Here is an 18,460-nt window from a genome sequence, read left to right as displayed (position 1 = left end):
GAAATGTTGGCATCTGCGCGGGGCACATTGAAGAAGGCTGTGTGTGGTGAGGAAGGCGCATCCGGGCCACGATGATGCCAAGCGTCAGGGGACTGGCACCCGGTGCTTGATGCCGTCCGGCGTCGGGGACAGGCCATCTGGCAGGCCTTGCCGCTAGCCGAGCAACGCCGCGTGGTGCGTCATCTTCGTGCGCTGTGGGATGTGCATCGCTTCCGCATCGCGCCACAGATCGCGGCCGTGCTCGATCGCCGCGTTGCCGAGGGCAGGCTTGCCTATCGCGCCGCATCGATTGTCGGCGCCGAACAGGCACACGGATGCATTCGCGTGCGGCAGCGGCTGCGTGGCCAACGCAGCCTCGTTGTCGATGCTTTCGACAGTGTGATCGTGACGACCGGACCGGCGCACGCCGATGTCTTGCGGACCAACACAGCGATTGCGGCGCTCGAGCGGATGGGATTGGTCCGGCTCGACCCGATTGGTCTTGGTTTGGAGACCGACAGTCAAGGCCGTGCGGTCGGCACATCCGGGCGCCCGACCGACAGCATTTTCGTCAGCGGGCCACTGGCGCGCGGCAGCGTTGGCGAATTGATGGGAATTCCCGAAGTCACCGCGCATGCCGAGCGCATCGCCGCTGAAATCGACGAATGGCTTGGATATCAAACGGCGTTGCGCCACAAGGTGTCATGAAGCTGCAAACACGATAAGGCTATCCAGATGACACTGACCGAACGCGTTCCCCCAGTGGAAACCCGGATTCCCCTGAAATTTGCGATGCGACACTTGGCCGGAGCTGTCTCCGTGGTGACCGCAGGTGTTGGCGACGAACGGACGGGCGCAACCGTTACCACCGCCCATTCCCTATCGGTCGAACCAGAGGTGATGGTTGTGAGCATCAACCTGAACTCGTCTACCTGGGCAGCCATCAGCCGGCATGGGCATTTCTGCGTGAATGTGCTGCGTGCCGACCAGATGGCGATTGCCGACCGTTTCGCCGGACGCGGTGACCTGAGGGGGGCCGCGCGTTACGAGGGAGCCCGCTGGTCTAGCCTTACAAGCGGCGCATTGGCACTCGACAGCGCGCTCGCCGCGGTCGACTGTACGGTCGAGGACACGATTATTCGCCACAGCCACGCGCTGATCCTCGGCAGCGTCCGGGAGGTGGTGAGCGGAGAGCCAGGCCCGGCGCTGATCTATCATCACGGCGCATACGGATCATCGTGAGCTTGTTGGGTTCGGCTCCTTTCCAAACAGCTTGATTAAGCTAAACCGCGCGAAGCGATGTAAAGCGCCATCAGCCTGGCACTGGGCCACGGCGCCCCATCGCGCGAAGGGCAAGGTCGAAACCTTCGTCCACCGAGTTCACGATCCGGCCACTCAGTTCGTATCCAGGCAGACATCGGGATGGCGGGACAGGAGGCAGGGCAATGCCGTCGTGCATGACCTCGAGGCGACCATCGGGGTAGTCGCAGACGACGACCTTTTTGCGGGCAAGTCGCCTCGCGGTATCGGTCGGATCGAGAATGAGCAGCACCTTGTCGTAGCGCAGTGTCAGGGCCTGAGACAGCGTGCGGACCTCCTTGCGGCACATGGCGCCGACCAGATTCTCGTGATCGGGGCGGCGCATGTCCTTCGGGTTGCGTGGTTCTTTGCGAAAACGTGCGTTAAAGTCCGCCATGAATGCCGGCGCAAAGGCGTTGGCCGCCTCGATGGTGTTGATGCCGCGAAGGCGCAGTTCCTTCATAAGCCGGTCCTGCAGCGTCTGATGGGCGCTTAACACGACCTTTTGCCTGTGGGGAGTTGGCGCAGATGATGTGGATGTTGAGCTCGTAGAGAGCCCGGCCGAACTGCGTCAGGCCACTGCTTCTATCCTTCTCCGAACATGTGTCGTCCGGAAGACGCCATGCTTGTCCCTGTAGAAAGAAAGCGGCTTGCCCCAGCGCCTTGCGGCATGAAAATAGTCGAACGTGTTCTCCGACCCCGCAAAGCGCAGATGCAGCAGCTTGCCGGTCGCGTCGTCTATGAAGACGAGCATGGCGCATTTGGGGCCACGATTCTCGAACCACCAGTGATGCGAGCCGTCGATCTGCACCATCTCGCCGAGACAGTCGCGCCGTCCGCGCGGCTGGTGCACGCGGCGCTTGCGTTCACGGCCCGATGTCCAGATCCCGGCCTCCGTCATCCATTTGCGCAGCGTCTCTGCTGACGGCGATTTGATGCCGCTCGATCACTCTTCGTGGGCAAGCGTCGGACCGAAGTCGACATAGTGTTCGCGGATCAGCTCCAAAGCGAAGTCGCGAATGCCATTGATGATGCGATTGTTGGAGCGTCGCCCCCGCGCCTTTTGTCGAGAGCCGCCGCGCCGTCGCCCAGGAATGTCTTCATCAATCGTTGGACTTGCCGAGCAGTAATTCCCAACACGCTTGCGGCGGCAACGCTCGTCATCCGCCGCTCTATAACATCGACAAGACCTCAATGCGATTTCAGTCCCAAGATGCAATCTCCCCGCTCTCGAAGGCGAGAGAGTGGCAAGGCACAAGCAGGAGCGACATTCCTATTTTGCCAGATCAGGACATCTTAAAAAGTTGCAACGCATATTATGGAACTCGGTGGCGGTTTTCTAGCTGTTGCTTTTTCTCTCCTGCCGCAGCTTACGAAGTTGTGGAATCTCTCAGTAAACTGCGGGGGTTTGACCATGGTGTCAGAGTCGGAAACGACAGCACATCGCGATGCCGTTGGGGGGGCGTCCACCGCATCGAGTAGGGCTGAGCATGAGGGGGAAGGCGGATAGCCGAAGCGTGACAGTGCGATGACCCGAAAGCCCTCGCCAACAGGGCGGCCGCAGGAGCACCGGCATACCGTCAGGCGCGATGCGGACCGACAGCCCCCCGGCGAAGGGCGCTGATTGATCGATCGAATTTGAATTCGGGTCGTTTTATCAGCTGACATAATCCAAATCGAATTCCTCACGATATTTCAGCACGCGCCTGGATTTTTCTGCATTTGGCTCCGGCGAAGACCCCGGTGGTGCGGTGTAAGCGCACCTCCGGCATCTTGGACTTGTTTTCATTAGCCATCCAGGACTGCTGCATTGCCGCAGCGATGGTTCCAACCTGCTAGGCGTCGCCAAACCGCGCATCGTTGGGTTGGATGCCGGATCCCCGTGGGCGACGTTGCCGGATCCATACCAACCATGGCCGCGACCAGAGTTGCCACGTCGGAATGGCCAAGCACCTTGCCGTCGCCGGACTTGATGGTTTCGCCGACATTGCCCGGCCCGGCGAACAGTCATTGATCAGCCCTTGTCGGTGGTGCCCAGTACGCTGGCTGAAACCGATCACGATCAGGAAAAGTCGATACTTGAACAACAGGATCGAGCAGGACCATCGGCGCATTCAATCGCCGTGTGCGGCCGATGCTGGCCTTCAAGTCGCCGGCCACCGCCAGCATCATCCTGTCCGGGATCGAAATGCTTCACATGATGCGCAAGCGACAGGCAAGTACGCATTCAATCCAAATCCCTCCCTGGCCGAGCAGTTCGCCATGCTGGCGGCATGACAGCGGCCGGTCTCGACCACCTTCATGACGCAGAAAAAACTTTGGGACCGAGCAGGGAGATTTTGCAGAAAGACAGGAAGCAGAGAGCGGTTGCTCATGGCATACTCATGCAATCGGTCAATCCCATTCCGGCGTCCACGGCACCTTGTTCTTGTCCACGCACCTGAAGTTCGTGCATGTGAGAGCGTCGATCCGCTTCATGTCGACGCTAGATAGAACGAAATCCATGACGTCGAAGTTCGACCGCATGTTTTCCGGCTTGGTTGACATTGTATTGACGCCGACGCCTTTCTGCAGAATCCATCTCAACACCACCTGCGCAGCCGACTTTCCGTAGGCTATGCCGATCTGGCCAAATTGCGGATATTTGAAAACCTCCCCCCTCGCGACCGAAGAGAACGAAGCCAGCGGAACGCCCGTCTGAAAGGACATGTCGAGCAGAATTGACTGATCGAGAAGCGGGTGGAATTCAACCTGGTTGATCGCGATTTCGCCATTGGTGAATGATTGCGCGTCCCGCATCATTGAGGCCGTGAAATTAGAGACGCCGATCTCGGTCGCGAGTCCCTTACGCTTCGCGTCCCGAAGTAGGGCGAGAGACTTGCGATTGTCCCCGGACGGATCCGGCCAATGAAGGAGCAGAAGGGCGACCTTCGACACGCCAAGAGCGTTCAGACTCGCCTCCACCGATTTCAGGAACTGTTCCTCGGTGTAGTTCTCGGGATGCACTTTCGTGGTGATGAGAAGGTCGTCTGTCGAGACGTTAGCCTGGCGGATGGCCGCGCCCAAGTCGGCCTCGTTTCCGTACAGTTGAGCTGTGTCGAATGATCGATAGCCGACCTCGTACGCAGCGGCAAATGCCTTCTCCAAATCCTCGCCCTTGAGCGGATATGTTCCAAACGAACGTTCATGTCCCGGCCGAAAGCAGATCGACATTTTCCTTTCCTTTCCCAGGCGCCGTAGCGAACCGTGTGCACATTGAGCTGCTATAGATGGATGCTGTCCCAAACCACGGCGCGATCGATCGACTGGATCACCTTCCTCTCTGCCACGGCCATTCTCCGACTGACGCCCTTTCATAATGCAGTGGTCAACCTCCGTTGTGGATGGAGCCGACGTCAATCATGCGATCCAGCGAACGGATGAAGCTCCAAAGCTAGCCACATGCAATCCGTATCCGCGTAATACTGATGCCATGGGTAGAGAAACCCGCCAATACTATCGCTTGTGCAATCGAAGAATGGCTGGGCGAAGCCCGGAGCCATCAGGATTTCTTCGGTCAGTGTTTCCCGCTGCTGCGTCTGAAACCTCTGCATCCGTCCCACTCCCATGATCTGCACATGGGTCTCGATGAATGGATGCAGATTGTGGATCAGGCAGTCCGTCGCTTCCGGAGCAAACCAAAGATTGGCTTTCGCGGCAAAAGTCATGCCGTCGGTCTCCGGGTTCCCGGCAAGCATTGCCGCTGCACCGCTCAGACGAATTTCAATAAGGTCGTCCTGCGATGAGCGGTAGAGCGGCAGTCCGAGAATTTCCGCGGTCGGGTCGGTGATCGTCTCCGCATATCGCGGCCACCCTAGAGTGCTCGCCCTGGCGCCTACTGTCTCGAGAACACGGATCACAATCATTGCCTGTGCGTTCTCGATGACCGCGTCGATGAGCGTGGTCGATGAAAATGGCTGGATTGTTTGCCGAGGCTTACCAGCGATCTCAACGACGGTATCACCGATGTTGAAGACGATATTGCGCCCGTGAAGTGCGAATGACGAAGCGCCCTCAATCAGTTCGGCGTCAACCACAGCGTTGGAGAAATTGAGATCTCGCCGGTTGTTAGGCCTAGCCATGAGCTTCCTCTCTTGCCATCGTCGCCCGGTCCGGTCCGTCCGACAGGGACATGGTGGTGTTCGTGGGAGGGCGTGGATCGCAGCGAAATCCAAAGATCGGTGCGCGCCACGCCGCTGACATCTGGGCCCATCAGCTGGCCAGCCGCGCCTCGCGTGCCGTCTGTGCAGCGAAATATCTCGCGATTGCATCGATAACCCGAGTTGTCGCCTTTCCATCGCCGTAGGCGTCCACGGGCCGGGCCATTCGTGAATATTCGTCCGGATCGCGCAGCAGTCGGGTCGCTTCACTCACGATCCGGGCGGTGCTGCGGCCCACAAGGCGCGCTGTGCCAGCTTCGACAGCCTCCGGCCGCTCGGTGATGTCCCTTAAAACAAGCGTCGGTTTGCCGAGTGAAGGGCCTTCTTCCTCTGCGCCGCTGCTGTCCGAGATGATGATGTCCGAGCGCAGCATAAGGCTGCAGAAATTCCGGTACGGTAGCGGATCCACCACCGTAATATTCGCCTGGTTGCTCAGATAGGGCAACATGACTTCGCGCACTGCCAGGTTCTTGTGCAATGGGATGATGACACGCACGTTCTCCTGGGATGATAGCTGCACCAGAGCTCTTGCGATCTCGTGCATCGGTGCACCCCACGACTCGCGTCGATGTGCTGAGGCGACCACGATTCGCCGCGTATCGTTCTTGAGGTCGGCAAGTGCGGGCTCGGCGAAGGCGGGAGCATTTTCGGCCGCCCAATGAAGTGCATCGACGACCGTGTTGCCGGTGACCGTGATACGATCCTCACGGGCACCTTCGCGGATAAGGTTCTCGCTGCTCCGGATGGTCGGCGCCAGGTGGAGATCCGTTATCTGGGCAACGAGGCGCCGATTGGCCTCCTCTGGATATGGTGATGCAATGTTGCCGCTGCGTAAGCCCGCCTCGAGATGGATGATGGGGATACGGTGCTGGAAGGCGGCCAGGGCGCCTGCCAGGGTGCTCGCGGTATCGCCATGAACGATCACCGCGTCCATTCCCCATTGTTCCATTTGCACGGAGAGCATTTCCAGTATTCGATGTGTGACCTGCGACAAGGTCTGGCGAGGTTGCATGACGTTTAGTTCGATGTCCGGTCGAATACCGAATTCCGGTAAAGTGATATCAAGCATCTCGCGATGCTGCCCCGTGGAAACAACGAGTGGCTCGAACCTGCGGTCGAGCTTCATTGCGTTGATGACTGGGGCGCATTTAATCGCCTCAGGACGAGTACCGAAAATGAATGCCACTTTGGACATGATCGTCTCTCCAGAAGAATCTGAGGGGTCGCCGGCGACCGCAGTTGCCAAGGACTTGCATAGGGGGGCCATCCATCAGGGCCTAAGCGAACCACGTGTTGGCCAATCACAGCGGACAACGAGAATCCTCTAGCCGAGGTCGACTGGAATGCGAGCGTCGCTTTCTGGTGGACGGCGATGCGCCCTTCCCACAGAATGCCGTCTGACGCAGATCTCCTTCTTGTTTCATCCATCGCGGCTAACCGCGCCATCAATGCTGGTCGGCAGTTGCTGCCGCCACTCCTCAACGAAGAGACACAAAACTCGTGCCAATTTGGCTGATCGAGCTGAAGAAAAAACTTTGTGTTGCTTTACAGCTATTTAGCCAAAGACAAAGGATCGGCTAAACAAGACTGTGTGTGACGGATCCGACAAAGAGACTGTGTGTCACGGACCCGACAAGGCCGACAGAAGGCGCGGATCTGGTGCAACGAAGAAAAAATTGGCCGCGTTGGTCCACGTTGGCGTTGGACCGCCCCTCAAAGCGTCGCTGACTCTTCACTCTTTCCCTGATCGCCCACCACAGTCCCGGCAGTGATTGGCGGAGAATGGCTGTGGGGTTCTGGATTGGCTTTTCGGTCGAAAAGCGAAGGGGATTTCGGGCTGACAGAATGGGAACTCTCGGAACGAGGTAACCCGATGATGGTCTATCGCAACAGAGGACTAACCATCTTTCCGTGCTGGTCGCCGGTGGCGACACCGATCACCGCGCCCTCGTCGTTGTAGAGCACTTCGGTTGCGGCAAAGCCGGGATAGATCTCGACGCCGAGCTCTTCCGCCTTGGTCGCCAGTCAGCGACAGACATTGCCGAGCGATACGATGTAGTTGCCATGATTGTTCATCAAGGGCGGCATGGCGAAGTTCGGCAGGCGGATCGAGCCGGCCGGGCCGAGCAGCAAGAAATGGTCGTCCGTCACCGTGGTCTTGAACGGATGGCTATCGTCCACGCACCAGTCAGGCAGCAGGCGGTCGATGCCGATGGGATCGACAACGGCGCCCGACAGGATATGGGCGCCGACTTCCGAGCCCTTTTCCAGCACGAGGACGGTGAGATTAGGATTGACCTGCTTCAACCGGATCGCGGCCGACAGGCCCGCAGGCCCCGCGCCGACGATCACGACGTCGAATTCCATGCTCTCGCGTTCGGAGAGTTCGATCGTCATCGAAGCAGCTAAGTCCTCAAAGCGCCTTTTCGAGTTCCGGCAGGGCCTCGAAGAGATCCGCAACGAGACCGTAGTCGGCAACTTGGAAAATAGGCGCCTCCTCGTCCTTATTGATCGCGACGATGACCTTCGAATCCTTCATGCCGGCCAGATGCTGGATGGCCCCGGAGATGCCGCAGGCGATGTAAAGGTCCGGGGCGACCACCTTGCCGGTCTGGCCGACCTGCCAGTCGTTGGGTGCATAGCCAGCATCGACGGCCGCACGCGACGCACCGACGGCGGCGCCAAGCTTGTCCGCAACGGGAAGGATGACTTCTTTGAATTTCTCCGACGAGCCGAGCGCCCGACCGCCGGAGATGATGATCTTCGCCGAGGTCAGCTCCGGTCGGTCCGAGGTCGAAAGTGCGTTCGACACAAAGGTCGAAAGCTCTGAAGAAAAGGCTGCCGTCGAGATTTCCTCGACGACAGCAGATGGGCCTTGGGAGGCGTGGGAAAAGGACGCCGAGCGTACGGTGATCACCTTCTTGGCGTCAGTCGACTGCACCACCTGGATGGCATTGCCGGCATAGATCGGCCGTTTGAACGTGTCGGCAGAGACGACCTCGACGATTTCCGAGATCTGCGCGACATCGAGCAGCGCAGCAACGCGCGGCAGGATGTTTTTGCCGACCGAGGTCGCGGCCGAGACGACCGCATCGTAATTGCCGGCGATCGACACGATGAGCGCCGCCAGCGGTTCTGCGAGATTGTTGGCAAGACTGGCGTCGTCGGCAAGCAGCACCTTGGAAACGCCGGAGAGTTTTGCAGCCGCATCGGCCGCAGCCTTGACGCCGGAGCCGGCGACGAGCACATGCACGTCGGAACCGATCTTCGACGCGGCCGTCAGCGCCTTTGCGGTCTGGTCGGAAAGGGTTTCATTGTCGTGATCTGCCAGAAGAAGAATGGCCATGGTTTAGTCTCCCTTTCCCACCTTAGAGCACGCCGGCTTCGGTCTTGAGCTTTTCAACCAGTTCGGCGACCGACTTAACCTTGACGCCTGCCTTGCGGCCGAACGGTTCCTGGGTCTTCAGCACCTTGAGGCGCGGGGCGGTGTCGACGCCGAAGTCGACCGGTGTCTTCTTGTCGAGCGGCTTTTTTTTGGCCTTCATGATGTTCGGCAGCGACGCATAACGCGGCTCGTTGAGGCGAAGGTCGGTCGTAACGACGGCCGGAAGCTTCACGTCGATCGTCTGGAGACCACCGTCGACTTCGCGCGTCACCCTGGCTGTGCCCTCTGGTGCCTTGCCGTCGTCGATCTCGACCTTGGAAGCAAACGTCGCCTGCGCCCAACCAAGAAGGGCCGAGAGCATCTGGCCGGTCTGGCTGCTGTCGTCGTCGATCGCCTGCTTGCCGACGATGACGAGGCCGGGCTGTTCGGCCTCGGTGACACCCTTGAGGATCTTGGCGACGGCGAGCGGCTCGACGGCGTCGTCCGTCTCGACCAGCAAGGCGCGATCGGCGCCCATGGCAAGCGCGGTGCGCAGCGTCTCTTCGGCTTTCGCAGGACCGATCGACACCACAACCACTTCCTCAGCCTTGCCGGCTTCCCTGAGGCGTAGCGCTTCCTCAACCGAAATCTCGTCAAACGGGTTCATCGACATCTTGACATTCGTAAGCTCGACACCGGAGCCATCCGCCTTCACGCGGATCTTTACGTTGTAATCAACAACGCGCTTGACTGGGACCAAGATCTTCATGGCTCGACTCCAAAATTCGTCAGCAGAGGGCGTGGAAACGTTCGACCATGACGTCAAGCACCTCGCCGGGATCACGCTTCCACCAATTGTTAGCGGAGAAAATCTCGACCTCGCAGGGACCGGTGTAGCCGGTGCCTTCGACACTCGCGCGGATCGTCTTCAGATCGGCAACACCGTCGCCCATCATACCGCGGTCCAGCAGCACGTCGCGCGTGTCGGCAAGCCAATCGCAAAGGTGATAGCCCAAAATCCTGTCCTTGCCGGCGCGCTGCAACTGGGTGTCAAGATCGCAGTCCCACCAGACATGGTAGACGTCAACGGCAATGCCAAGGTTCGGCGCATCAACCGCCTCGCAGATATCGACAGCGTCACGCACGGTCGTCAGGCAGGAGCGGTTCCCGGCGTAGACGGGATTGAGAGGTTCCAGCGCCAGCTTGACATTGCGGTCCGCCGCATAGAGTGCGAGGTCGGCAACACGTTCAGCGACAATCTTCAAGCTCTCGGCAGTGCCCTTGGTGCCGGGATGTACGCCGCCCACCACAATCGTCAGCACAGTGGCACCCAGACCGGCAGCCATATCGATGGACGCCCTCGCCTCATCGAGAACCGCTGTCCTGTCGATCGCTTCGCTACCGACAAGGAACGGTGTGCGGCAAAGTCCGGCGACGGAAAGGCCTGCCGAGCGCACCCGCTCGCCAATCTCGTTCGCCCGCGCACCGACTTCGCGGCGCCAGAAGACGATCGAGCCGAAACGACGGGCAGCACACGCATCAATCACCCGCTCCGGTGACCAGCCTGCACCGTGGCCATCCAAGTTGTGTCCGAGGCTGGCGGTGTTGAGCGCGAGCGCCAAATGGTCCGTCGAGAAATCGCGCATAGCCTACGCCCCGTAAACAGCGAGCAACTTCTTCATGCGCTCGACGGCGCGGTTGGGATCGCGCAGCAGGCCGCACTGGTCCGCCTGACGGAACACCTCGACGAAATACGGCAGCGGCCGCATCGCCTGGGCGCCGTTCAGCATCACGAAGTGATCCTGGAAGCCGTTCAGCCAGGCGAGGAAGACGACGCCGGTCTTGTAGTATTGGGTGGGCGCGCGGAAGATCAGGCGAGCGAGCGGCACGGTCGGGTCGAGCGTTGCACGGAAGCCCGCCTTGTCGCCGTCGCCCAGCCGCTCCACCGCATAGGCGGCGGCCGGCGCGAGCGGGTCGAAGATGCCGAGAAGGGCGTGCGAAAAGCCCTCGCTGTCACCTTCGATGAGTTCCGGATAGTTGAAGTCGTCGCCCGTATACATTTTCACGCCGGCGGGCAGACGACGGCGCATGACGGCCTCCTTTTCCTTGTCGAGAAGGGAGATCTTGATGCCGTCAACCTTGGCCGTGTTCGCTTCGATGACGGCGAGCGCCGTCTGCATGGCGGGGTCAAACGCCGCGTCGCCCCAATAGACGGCAAGCTGCGGATCAAACATATCGCCGAGCCAATGCAGGATCACCGGCTGGTCGCAGGCGGCGAGCACATCGGAATAGATCTTGACGTAGTCTTCCGGCTTTTTTGCGACGCGCACCAGAGCACGGGAGGCCATGAGGATGAGGCGGCCGCCGAGCTTCTGAATGGCTTCCGCCTGTTCCAGATAGGCCCGGCGCACATCGTCCAGACTCGCCACTGCCGCGGGGTCGAGATGATCCGTGCCGCAGCCATTGGCGACCACCGCATCCGGGAGTTCCTCGCGGGTGCGGCGGATCAGCTCCAGTGCGCCCGGCCAGTCGAGACCCATGCCGCGCTGCGCCGTATCCATCGCCTCGGCAATGCCGAGGCCGAGGCCGGCGAGATAGCGGCGAAACTCCATCGTCTTGGCCCAGTCGACCGTAGCGCGACCCGACGGATCGTTCGCAGTGAAGGGATCGGCGACGACGTGGGCGGCCGAGTAGACTGTTCGCGCCGGGTTCCTGCCAAGCGTGGCGGCGGCGATTGGCTTTCCGGTCAGGGCATAGTGCGCAAGGCGGCCAGCGGTATCGGGAAGGGCGATTTTCATGAAAAACCTCAGAAGCGCGGGACGAGCATGCCGGCATCGGCTGGGATCGACAGTCCGGTTGTGTACGGAAGCCTGCCAGTCGCAAGCGAGGCAATCAGCGCACCGACCTCCTCCGGCTCGCCGACACGCGGGAAAAGCGTGAGGCCCTGCGCGGCCCGTTCGCGATAGGCCTCGATAACCGGCGCGGTCATCTCGGTGGCAATCAGGCCCGGCTGGACGTCATAGACGGCAATGTTCTCGCGCCCGAGACGGACGGCGAGAGTCTTGGAGACCATGGCGGCGGCGGCCTTCGAGGCGCAGTATTCCGAGCGCTGCTCCGCCACCGCGACCGCATTCGAAGACGTGACATTGACGATCGAACGGAAGAGTGGCGGCCGCGCGCGTGCAAGCAGACGACGCGCGAATGCCTGGCTCAGGAAGAACATAGCCTTCGTGTTGACGGCAAAACACCGGTCCCAGCTCTCCTCGGAGACCTCCATCATGTCTCCGCGCTTGAGCACGCCGACACCGGCATTGTTGACGAGCGTGGTAAGCGGCCCGAGCTTTTCCTCGACCGCATCGATCGCCGCACCGTGACCGCCGATCGCAGCGACATCGAACGCGGCGGCGACGACGGGGACGCCATGGGCGGCGACGCGCTCGACCGCGGCGGCAAGTTCGGCGTCCTCAGCCGGCCCGTTGACGGCGACCGCAAATCCTTCCTTCGCCAGAGCTTCAGCAACGGCAAGGCCGATGCCGCGCGAGGAGCCGGTGACGAGCGCGACCGGCCGGGCGGACGCGGCGCTCATGCCCTAGCGCCTTTCTTCAGGAGTTCGCGCGCGATGATCATGCGCTGGATCTGGTTCGTGCCTTCATAGATCTGCGTGATCTTTGCATCGCGGTAGAGCCGCTCCACCTCGAAGCCGCGGATATAGCCGGAGCCGCCAAAGACCTGCACGGCATCGGCGGTACGCTGTACAGCCATGTCGCCGGCAAAGCACTTGGCGATGGAGCAGGCTTTGGTCGCATCCGCGCCGCTGTCGATTTTCGAAGCGGCAGAATGGACGAGCAGGCGTGCGGCCTCGATGTCCTTCGCCATGTCGGCCAGAAGCCATTGCACGCCCTGGAAGTCGGCGATCGCCTTGCCGAACTGTTTGCGCGTCCCGGCATAGTCGAGGGCGGCCTCCAGGCCGGCCTGTGCGATACCGACGGCGAGTGACGCAATGCCGACGCGCCCCTTGTCGAGGACCGCCATCATCATGTGGAAACCGCGCCCCTCGGTGCCGAGCAGGGCATCTGCCCGAAGGCGCACATCGGTGAAGTTCAGCGCGCCGACCTGGCTGGCGCGCTGGCCCATCTTGTGCTCCTTCGGCCCCTTCTCGACGCCGGCCGCATGCAGGTCGACGATGAAGATCGACATGCCGCGATTGCCGGCTTGCTTGTCGGTTCGCGCCAGCACGAAACCGTAGTCGGCCACCGGCGCATTGTGGATCCAGATCTTGCCGCCGTTCAAACGCCAGCCGTCGCCGTCGCGCTCGGCCGTCGTGCGGATGCCCGAAACATCAGTGCCCGCCTCCGGCTCGGTGATGCAGTAGGCGACCTTCGAGCGCATGCCGAGTATTTCCGGCAGCAGGGCCTGCTGGCTTTCAGTGCCGTGGCGCACCAACAGGCTTGAAATCAGTTCGACCAGGCCGCACTGGTCGGCGACGGAAGCATATCCGCGGCTCAACTCCTCCATCACAAGGGCATAGGTCAGCGTGTCGAAGCCCGGCCCGCCGAGGGCTTCCGGCACGCCTATGCCGAATAGGCCGAGCTTTGCCATTTCGTCGTAAAGAGCCGCCGGGAAGCGTTCCTCGCGGTCCAATTCCTCGGCCACGGGCCGGATCATTTCGTCGGCAAAGGCGCGCGCCATCTCTCGCACCTGCTCCTGCGTTTCAGTGAGATACATGGCCCTCGACTCCAACTTAGTAACTATCCGGTTATATACATTCCCCAGTCTCAAGACGTCAAGTCGGAAAAATCTGAGACCGGGAAGAAAGCTGCTTGCACAGGCGTTTGGTCCGTGCTTATTTATTCACCAACTGGTTACTTATGGAGGAGAGGCATGCACCCTGGCGAAAAGAGGAAATTCGGCCGAACAGAACTTGACGTCACGACGTTCGGCTTTGGGACCGCGCCCCTCGGCAACATTTTCCGCGAGATCGACGAAGCCACAGCCGGGGATATGTTCGAACGCGCATGGGCCGCCGGCGTACGGTTCTTCGACACCGCGCCGATGTATGGCCACGGGCTTGCCGAACTGCGCACGAGCCACGCCCTGCGCTGGAAGGAGCGAGACGATTTCGTCCTCTCCTCCAAGGTCGGGCGCCTGCTGCGACCGGCACGGCGCGACACCATCGATTTTGCGCCGTGGACGAATGCTGCGCCCTTCACCATGCATTTCGACTACAGTTACGACGGCACGATGCGCGCCTTCGAGGACAGCCTGCAGCGGCTGGGGTTGGAGCGGATGGACATGTGTTTCATCCATGACATCGACGTTTTCACACGCGGGAGCGAGCAGCCGGAAGTGTTCGAGCAGGCGATGGACGGCGCCTGGCGCGCGCTGGAGCGGCTGCGCTCGGAAAAGGTCGTGAAGGCGATCGGGGTCGGCGTCAACGAATGGCAGGTCTGCCATGAGGCCCTCCGCCGTCACGATTTCGACTGCTTCCTGCTGGCCGGCCGCTACACCCTCCTCGAACAGGACGCGCTCGACGCGTTCCTTCCGCTGTGCGAGGCACGTGGCGCGGCGGTCGTCGTGGGCGGCGGCTTCAATTCGGGAATCCTTGCCACCGGCGCGAAGGAAGGGGCGAAGTACAATTACGCGCCGGCGCCGCGCGACATCCTGGAAAAGGTCGCGAAGATCGAGGTGGTCTGTGCGGCGCATGGCGTGCCGCTGGCCGCCGCCGCACTGCAATTCGTGCTCGCCCATCCTGCCGTACCCTCTTTCATGGCGGGCACGCGCACGGTCGAACAGCTTGACCAGAACCTTGCCTGGTTCTCCCATCCGATCCCGGCAGAGTTCTGGGCGGATCTCAAGAGGCAGGGCCTATTGCGCGAGGACGCACCCGTTCCGGGCTGAGCTCGCATCAGCCCGCGCTGCAACAAGCGGCGCGGGCAACCTCTAACGGATCAGGATTGCCCTGAAGTCATTGACATTGGTTCCTGTCGGGCCGGGCACGAACAGGTCGCCCAAACGATGAAACGCCGTCCAGGCGTCGTTGCCGGCAAGCAGTGCGGCAGGATCCGCCCCCAGTTCCCGCAGGCGCCCCATGCTGGCGCCGTCGGCAAAGGCCCCCGCATTGTCCTCTGAGCCATCGATACCATCCGTATCGGCGGCAAGTGCTGCAAACGGCACACCTTCGCCTGCGAGCGCGAGCGACAACAAAAACTCCGTGTTGCGTCCACCCTTGCCACGTCCTTTGATCGTCACCGTCGTTTCTCCGCCGGAGAGGATGACGACGGGACGCAAGAACGGGCGGTCACGGCTGGCGACCTCGCGAGCGATAGCGGCGTGAACACCCGCGACGTCGCGTGCCTCCCCCTCTATGCAGTCCGATAGAATGACGGCGGGCACGCCGAGCGCCTCCGACCGTTGCGCGGCAGCCTCCAGTGAGAGGCGTGCAGAAGCGATGATGTGGACCTCATGACTGGCAAAGGCTGAGTCATGAGGCGATGGCGGCTGGCCCACGTCTTCATCAAGCCAAGCCAGGATCCGCTCGGGCAGCTTGACACCCCATGTCTTGACCAGTGCGCGCGCCTCTTTGCGATTGCTTGCATCCGGCACGGTCGGTCCACTGGCGACCTGCGCCGGGTCGTCGCCAGGCACATCGGAGACAACGAGCGTCACAACCCTTGCAGGATGACATGCGGCGGCGAGCCGCCCACCCTTAATGCCGGAGACCTGCTTGCGAATAGCGTTCATGACGGAAATCGGCGCACCGCCCGCCAGCAGCGCGCTGTTTAGAGCGGCTTCATCCTTCAGCGTGAGATCGCCGGGCGGGGCTGGGAGCAGGGCGGACCCGCCGCCACAGATCAGCGCCACGACGAGATCATTCTCACCAAGCCCCTTTACAGCGTCGAAAAGCGATTGAGACGCTTCAAGCCCCGCAACGTCCGGAACGGGATGGGCAGCCTCCAGCACACGGATCCTCTGGCAGGCCGCCGAATAGCCATAACGCGTCACCACAACCCCTTCCAGTGGGCCATCCCACAGCCTTTCGAAAGCCGCGGCAAGCTGCGCGGCGCCTTTGCCCGCGCCGATGACGACGGTCTTTCCTTTGGGTCGGGTCGGTAGATAGGTGCTTAAGGCCTTTTCGGGAGCCGCGGCTTCGATCGCTGCGCGAAAGAGTTGTGCGAGAAAATCTTTGTCTTCAGGCTTCATGAGACCGCCAAACGGATCAGGAGTATGGGATGACCGAAAGCTATCTGTCGAAACGCGCCGGCCGCTTCTGCCTGTGGGCCGCCAGCCCTTCCGTGAGATCTTCGGATGCAGCCGCCACCGCGCCGGCCAAGGCCTCTACGACCCGTTCGCTCTCCTCGTGCTCGGCGGCATTGATCAGCATCTTCGTCAATTCTGTCGCCCTTGGAGATCGCTTCAGCACGCGGGCCGCGGCGGCCTGTGCGGCGGCGCCACCCTCGCCCGTGGGCACGACCTGATCAACGAGCCCGAGCGCGATGGCCTCATCAGCTGAGTAGACTTCGCCAAAAAGCGCCATGCGGCGGACAAGCTGCGTGCCGAAGCGGCGCGAGGCGCGCTGCGTGCCGGACCAGCCGGGAATGATGCCGAGGCCGGCCTCCGGCTGGCCGATCTTCACATGCACTTCGGCGATACGCAGGTCCGCGCAGGCAGCAAGCTCCAGCCCGCCGCCGAGCGCGTGGCCGTTCAGCACCGCGATCAGTGGAACCGTGAGGCGGGCCAGCGCATCGAAGGCGCCGTGTCCGTCGCGCAGCCAGCGGCGCGAGAACGTGTCGGCGTCGAGGCTGCTCCACGCCTCGATATCGCCCCCCGCGCAAAAGGACCTGCCGCCCTCTCCCGACAGGATCGCAACTCGGGCATCCGAGCGCTCGATGGTACGGCAGGCCCGCAACAGCGCATCGACCATGTCCTCGTCGATCGCGTTCAGCTTTTCCGGCCGTCGCAGGGTGAGCCGCGCAAGGTGTCCCTCGATTCGGAGTTCGATGCGCGGATCGCTCACAGCGCCAGCCCCATGGTGCCAGCGCGGAATAGCGCATCGTCCATCACCCTGAGCGTCTGCGAGACGCGTAACGGCGTCGCCGCCTGGTCGAGGACGTCACGCTGAAGGTCGAGGCCGGGGGCGATCTCTGTTATCACAAGTCCGTCCGTATCAAGCTCTATTACGCAGCGCTCCGTGACACATGTGATCTCCTGCCCCTGCGCGCGGGCGCGCTTGCCAGAAAAACTGACCTGATCAACTTTTGGCACGAACTTGGCGATGCGGCCCTCCATGTCGATCACCAACCGGCCGTCCTCGATGTGCATCTTGGCGCCTGCATTGAAATTGCCGGAGAAGACGATTTTTTTCGCACGCGACGTGATATCGACAAAACCGCCGGCGCCAGCGGTGCGGTGTGGCGTTGCCGCCAGGCGGCTGACATTGACCGAGCCCTCGGCGTCGATTTCCAGGAAGGACAGGAGCGAGCAGTCGAAGCCGCCCGCCTGGAAGTAACAGAACTGATGGGGCGAGGCGACGAAGGCCTCGGCGTTGGAGGCACAGCCGAACTTGAAATCGAGAAGCGGCACGCCGCCGACGGCGCCCTGCTCGATCACCCAGGTGATTTTGCCGTGCAGCCCCTCCTCGATGAGGATGCGCGGCACGTTGGCCGAAATGCCGAAGCCGATATTGACGGCCCAGCCATCCTGCAGTTCCCGCGCCACGCGGCGGGCGATGACCTTGCCAACATCGAGGGCCGGCAGGCGGAAGGTTTCGAGCGGCCGGAAGAGCTCGCCGGAAATCGCCGGGTCATAGGGCGTCGCCGTCGTCTGCAATTGATCGGGCGCCTCGACGATGACGTCGACGAGGATGCCGGGGACGCGCACGTCATGGGGCCGCAGGGTGCCGCTGGCCGCCACCCGCTTGACCTGCGCTATGACCAGACCGCCGGAATTGCGGGCGGCCAGCGCCATTTCCATAGCGCCGAGAGTCGCACCCTCCTGTTCGAAGGTGAGGTTGCCCTTCTCGTCGGAGGTCGTCGCACGGATGATCGCAACATCGGGGCGAAGCGCCGGGAAATGCAGCCAGTCCTCTCCCGCGAACGAAACCCGCTGAACGATCGGCTCGGCGCGCGCACTCGCATTCATCGCGCAGCCTTCCTGATCGGGATCGACGAAGGTCTCCATGCCGACCTTGGTGAGCACGCCCGGACGCTTGGCGGCGCCCTCCCGGAGCATGTCGAAGACGATGCCGGAGGGCACGTTCCAGGCGGCGAGCTCCTCCTTGAGGATCATCTGCCAGACCAGCGGCGGCTCGGCATTGCTTGGCCCCGAGGGATAGGAGCCGCCGATGATCTTCTTCAGCATGCCCGGCTTGGCGATGTGGTCAACACCACGGGTGCCAAAGAAGTCGCCGGCCGCGATCGGGTGAATGGAGGTGAGACCGCGCGGATGGCCTTCGCGATCAAAGCGTTCGCCTAGCGCCTTGAGAACGGCCTCAGGGCAACACAGGCCCGACGAAGAGTTGACTGCAACGACCGCACCATCCCTGACGAGTTGGGCCGCCTCCTCCGCCGTCTTTACCTTCTTCATCGACTTCACCTCCGTTCCGCATTGCATTAAGTAACTA

At 61.8% G+C, this 18,460-nt stretch carries 15 protein-coding genes and 3 pseudogenes; 4 read left to right on the top strand and 14 right to left on the bottom strand.

What is annotated here, in order from left to right:
* The first annotated feature begins 102 nt into the window (after nucleotides 1-102).
* Together NKI25_RS28490 and NKI25_RS28485 are read left to right on the top strand one after the other, a co-directional pair.
* On the top strand, nucleotides 103-687 hold the full coding sequence (locus NKI25_RS28490; RefSeq protein ID WP_352787262.1) for an FAD/NAD(P)-binding protein: 585 nt from the start codon (nucleotides 103-105) through the stop codon (nucleotides 685-687).
* Between the two features lie 27 nt (nucleotides 688-714).
* Entirely contained in the window at nucleotides 715-1,221 is a 507-nt protein-coding gene (locus NKI25_RS28485) for a flavin reductase family protein (RefSeq protein ID WP_352787264.1), read from the top strand.
* A 193-nt stretch (nucleotides 1,222-1,414) separates the two neighbouring features.
* Here the strand turns inward: NKI25_RS28485 and NKI25_RS28480 are convergent.
* Nucleotides 1,415-2,454, bottom strand: a pseudogene (locus NKI25_RS28480) (ISNCY family transposase); the annotation flags it as partial.
* Between the two features lie 873 nt (nucleotides 2,455-3,327).
* Between NKI25_RS28480 and NKI25_RS28475 the strand changes: the two are divergent.
* A pseudogene (locus tag NKI25_RS28475) lies at nucleotides 3,328-3,555 on the top strand (DDE-type integrase/transposase/recombinase); the annotation flags it as partial.
* Between the two features lie 117 nt (nucleotides 3,556-3,672).
* On the opposite strand, the gene NKI25_RS28470 reads toward NKI25_RS28475, so the two are convergent.
* The 10 genes and pseudogenes from NKI25_RS28470 to NKI25_RS28425 all read right to left on the bottom strand — a co-directional run bounded on the left by NKI25_RS28470 (nucleotide 3,673) and on the right by NKI25_RS28425 (nucleotide 13,566).
* A complete protein-coding gene (locus NKI25_RS28470; RefSeq protein WP_352787266.1) occupies nucleotides 3,673-4,491 on the bottom strand; it encodes an aldo/keto reductase in 819 nt (272 codons plus the stop codon).
* 182 nt (nucleotides 4,492-4,673) lie between these two features.
* The gene (locus tag NKI25_RS28465) at nucleotides 4,674-5,399 is read right to left on the bottom strand and encodes a hypothetical protein (protein ID WP_352787268.1); all 726 of its coding nucleotides are present in this window, start codon (nucleotides 5,397-5,399) and stop codon (nucleotides 4,674-4,676) included.
* 130 nt (nucleotides 5,400-5,529) lie between these two features.
* A complete protein-coding gene (wecB, locus tag NKI25_RS28460) occupies nucleotides 5,530-6,672 on the bottom strand; it encodes a non-hydrolyzing UDP-N-acetylglucosamine 2-epimerase (RefSeq protein WP_352642338.1) in 1,143 nt (380 codons plus the stop codon).
* Nucleotides 6,673-7,394: 722 nt separating this feature from the next.
* Nucleotides 7,395-7,874 (bottom strand): annotated as a pseudogene (locus NKI25_RS28455) (NAD(P)/FAD-dependent oxidoreductase); the annotation flags it as partial.
* A gap of 16 nt (nucleotides 7,875-7,890) precedes the next feature.
* Nucleotides 7,891-8,823: an electron transfer flavoprotein subunit alpha/FixB family protein gene (locus NKI25_RS28450; protein WP_352747470.1), complete on the bottom strand. Its 933-nt coding sequence runs from the start codon at nucleotides 8,821-8,823 to the stop codon at nucleotides 7,891-7,893.
* A 22-nt stretch (nucleotides 8,824-8,845) separates the two neighbouring features.
* Nucleotides 8,846-9,610, bottom strand: coding sequence for an electron transfer flavoprotein subunit beta/FixA family protein (locus tag NKI25_RS28445; protein ID WP_352496365.1), 765 nt, complete (start codon nucleotides 9,608-9,610; stop codon nucleotides 8,846-8,848).
* 19 nt (nucleotides 9,611-9,629) lie between these two features.
* A complete protein-coding gene (locus NKI25_RS28440) occupies nucleotides 9,630-10,487 on the bottom strand; it encodes a sugar phosphate isomerase/epimerase family protein (protein WP_352690713.1) in 858 nt (285 codons plus the stop codon).
* A 3-nt stretch (nucleotides 10,488-10,490) separates the two neighbouring features.
* Nucleotides 10,491-11,639 (bottom strand): dihydrodipicolinate synthase family protein, encoded by a 1,149-nt coding sequence (locus NKI25_RS28435; RefSeq protein WP_352783821.1) that lies wholly within the window; start codon nucleotides 11,637-11,639, stop codon nucleotides 10,491-10,493.
* An 8-nt stretch (nucleotides 11,640-11,647) separates the two neighbouring features.
* Complete coding sequence (locus tag NKI25_RS28430) at nucleotides 11,648-12,427, bottom strand: 3-ketoacyl-ACP reductase (protein WP_352787271.1); 780 nt, start codon at nucleotides 12,425-12,427, stop codon at nucleotides 11,648-11,650.
* Nucleotides 12,424-13,566, bottom strand: a complete 1,143-nt coding sequence (locus NKI25_RS28425; protein WP_352824622.1) for an acyl-CoA dehydrogenase family protein — start codon at nucleotides 13,564-13,566, stop codon at nucleotides 12,424-12,426. Before NKI25_RS28425 ends, NKI25_RS28430 begins: the two co-directional genes overlap by 4 nt.
* Before the next feature lie 156 nt (nucleotides 13,567-13,722).
* Between NKI25_RS28425 and NKI25_RS28420 the strand changes: the two genes are divergently transcribed.
* A complete protein-coding gene (locus NKI25_RS28420; RefSeq protein WP_352578185.1) occupies nucleotides 13,723-14,739 on the top strand; it encodes an aldo/keto reductase in 1,017 nt (338 codons plus the stop codon).
* A gap of 42 nt (nucleotides 14,740-14,781) precedes the next feature.
* Here NKI25_RS28420 and NKI25_RS28415 read toward each other — a convergent pair whose 3' ends face one another.
* Genes NKI25_RS28415 through NKI25_RS28405 form a run of 3 tightly spaced genes read right to left on the bottom strand, consistent with a single transcriptional unit; the run spans nucleotide 14,782 to nucleotide 18,423 of the window.
* On the bottom strand, nucleotides 14,782-16,041 hold the full coding sequence (locus NKI25_RS28415; protein ID WP_352642352.1) for a glycerate kinase type-2 family protein: 1,260 nt from the start codon (nucleotides 16,039-16,041) through the stop codon (nucleotides 14,782-14,784).
* A 40-nt stretch (nucleotides 16,042-16,081) separates the two neighbouring features.
* Complete coding sequence (locus NKI25_RS28410; RefSeq protein ID WP_352690709.1) at nucleotides 16,082-16,855, bottom strand: enoyl-CoA hydratase/isomerase family protein; 774 nt, start codon at nucleotides 16,853-16,855, stop codon at nucleotides 16,082-16,084.
* On the bottom strand, nucleotides 16,852-18,423 hold the full coding sequence (locus NKI25_RS28405; RefSeq protein ID WP_352578182.1) for an acyl CoA:acetate/3-ketoacid CoA transferase: 1,572 nt from the start codon (nucleotides 18,421-18,423) through the stop codon (nucleotides 16,852-16,854). The genes NKI25_RS28410 and NKI25_RS28405 overlap by 4 nt, the downstream gene beginning before the upstream one ends.
* Nucleotides 18,424-18,460 lie beyond the last annotated feature (37 nt).

The organism is Mesorhizobium sp. M0808, assembly GCF_040320025.1.
Taxonomy (GTDB): Bacteria; Pseudomonadota; Alphaproteobacteria; order Rhizobiales; family Rhizobiaceae; genus Mesorhizobium.
Note: the sequence above shows the minus strand (reverse complement) of the source record. Positions and strands in the feature narration are given on the sequence as shown.

Coding starts and splice junctions, on each gene's coding strand:
- NKI25_RS28485 (WP_352787264.1), top strand. CDS start 715: ATGACACTGACCGAACGCGTTCCCCCAGTGGAAACCCGGATTCCCCTG.
- NKI25_RS28470 (WP_352787266.1), bottom strand. CDS start 4,491: ATGTCGATCTGCTTTCGGCCGGGACATGAACGTTCGTTTGGAACATAT.
- NKI25_RS28465 (WP_352787268.1), bottom strand. CDS start 5,399: ATGGCTAGGCCTAACAACCGGCGAGATCTCAATTTCTCCAACGCTGTG.
- wecB (WP_352642338.1), bottom strand. CDS start 6,672: ATGTCCAAAGTGGCATTCATTTTCGGTACTCGTCCTGAGGCGATTAAA.
- NKI25_RS28450 (WP_352747470.1), bottom strand. CDS start 8,823: ATGGCCATTCTTCTTCTGGCAGATCACGACAATGAAACCCTTTCCGAC.
- NKI25_RS28445 (WP_352496365.1), bottom strand. CDS start 9,610: ATGAAGATCTTGGTCCCAGTCAAGCGCGTTGTTGATTACAACGTAAAG.
- NKI25_RS28440 (WP_352690713.1), bottom strand. CDS start 10,487: ATGCGCGATTTCTCGACGGACCATTTGGCGCTCGCGCTCAACACCGCC.
- NKI25_RS28435 (WP_352783821.1), bottom strand. CDS start 11,639: ATGAAAATCGCCCTTCCCGATACCGCTGGCCGCCTTGCGCACTATGCC.
- NKI25_RS28430 (WP_352787271.1), bottom strand. CDS start 12,427: ATGAGCGCCGCGTCCGCCCGGCCGGTCGCGCTCGTCACCGGCTCCTCG.
- NKI25_RS28425 (WP_352824622.1), bottom strand. CDS start 13,566: ATGTATCTCACTGAAACGCAGGAGCAGGTGCGAGAGATGGCGCGCGCC.
- NKI25_RS28420 (WP_352578185.1), top strand. CDS start 13,723: ATGCACCCTGGCGAAAAGAGGAAATTCGGCCGAACAGAACTTGACGTC.
- NKI25_RS28415 (WP_352642352.1), bottom strand. CDS start 16,041: ATGAAGCCTGAAGACAAAGATTTTCTCGCACAACTCTTTCGCGCAGCG.
- NKI25_RS28405 (WP_352578182.1), bottom strand. CDS start 18,423: ATGAAGAAGGTAAAGACGGCGGAGGAGGCGGCCCAACTCGTCAGGGAT.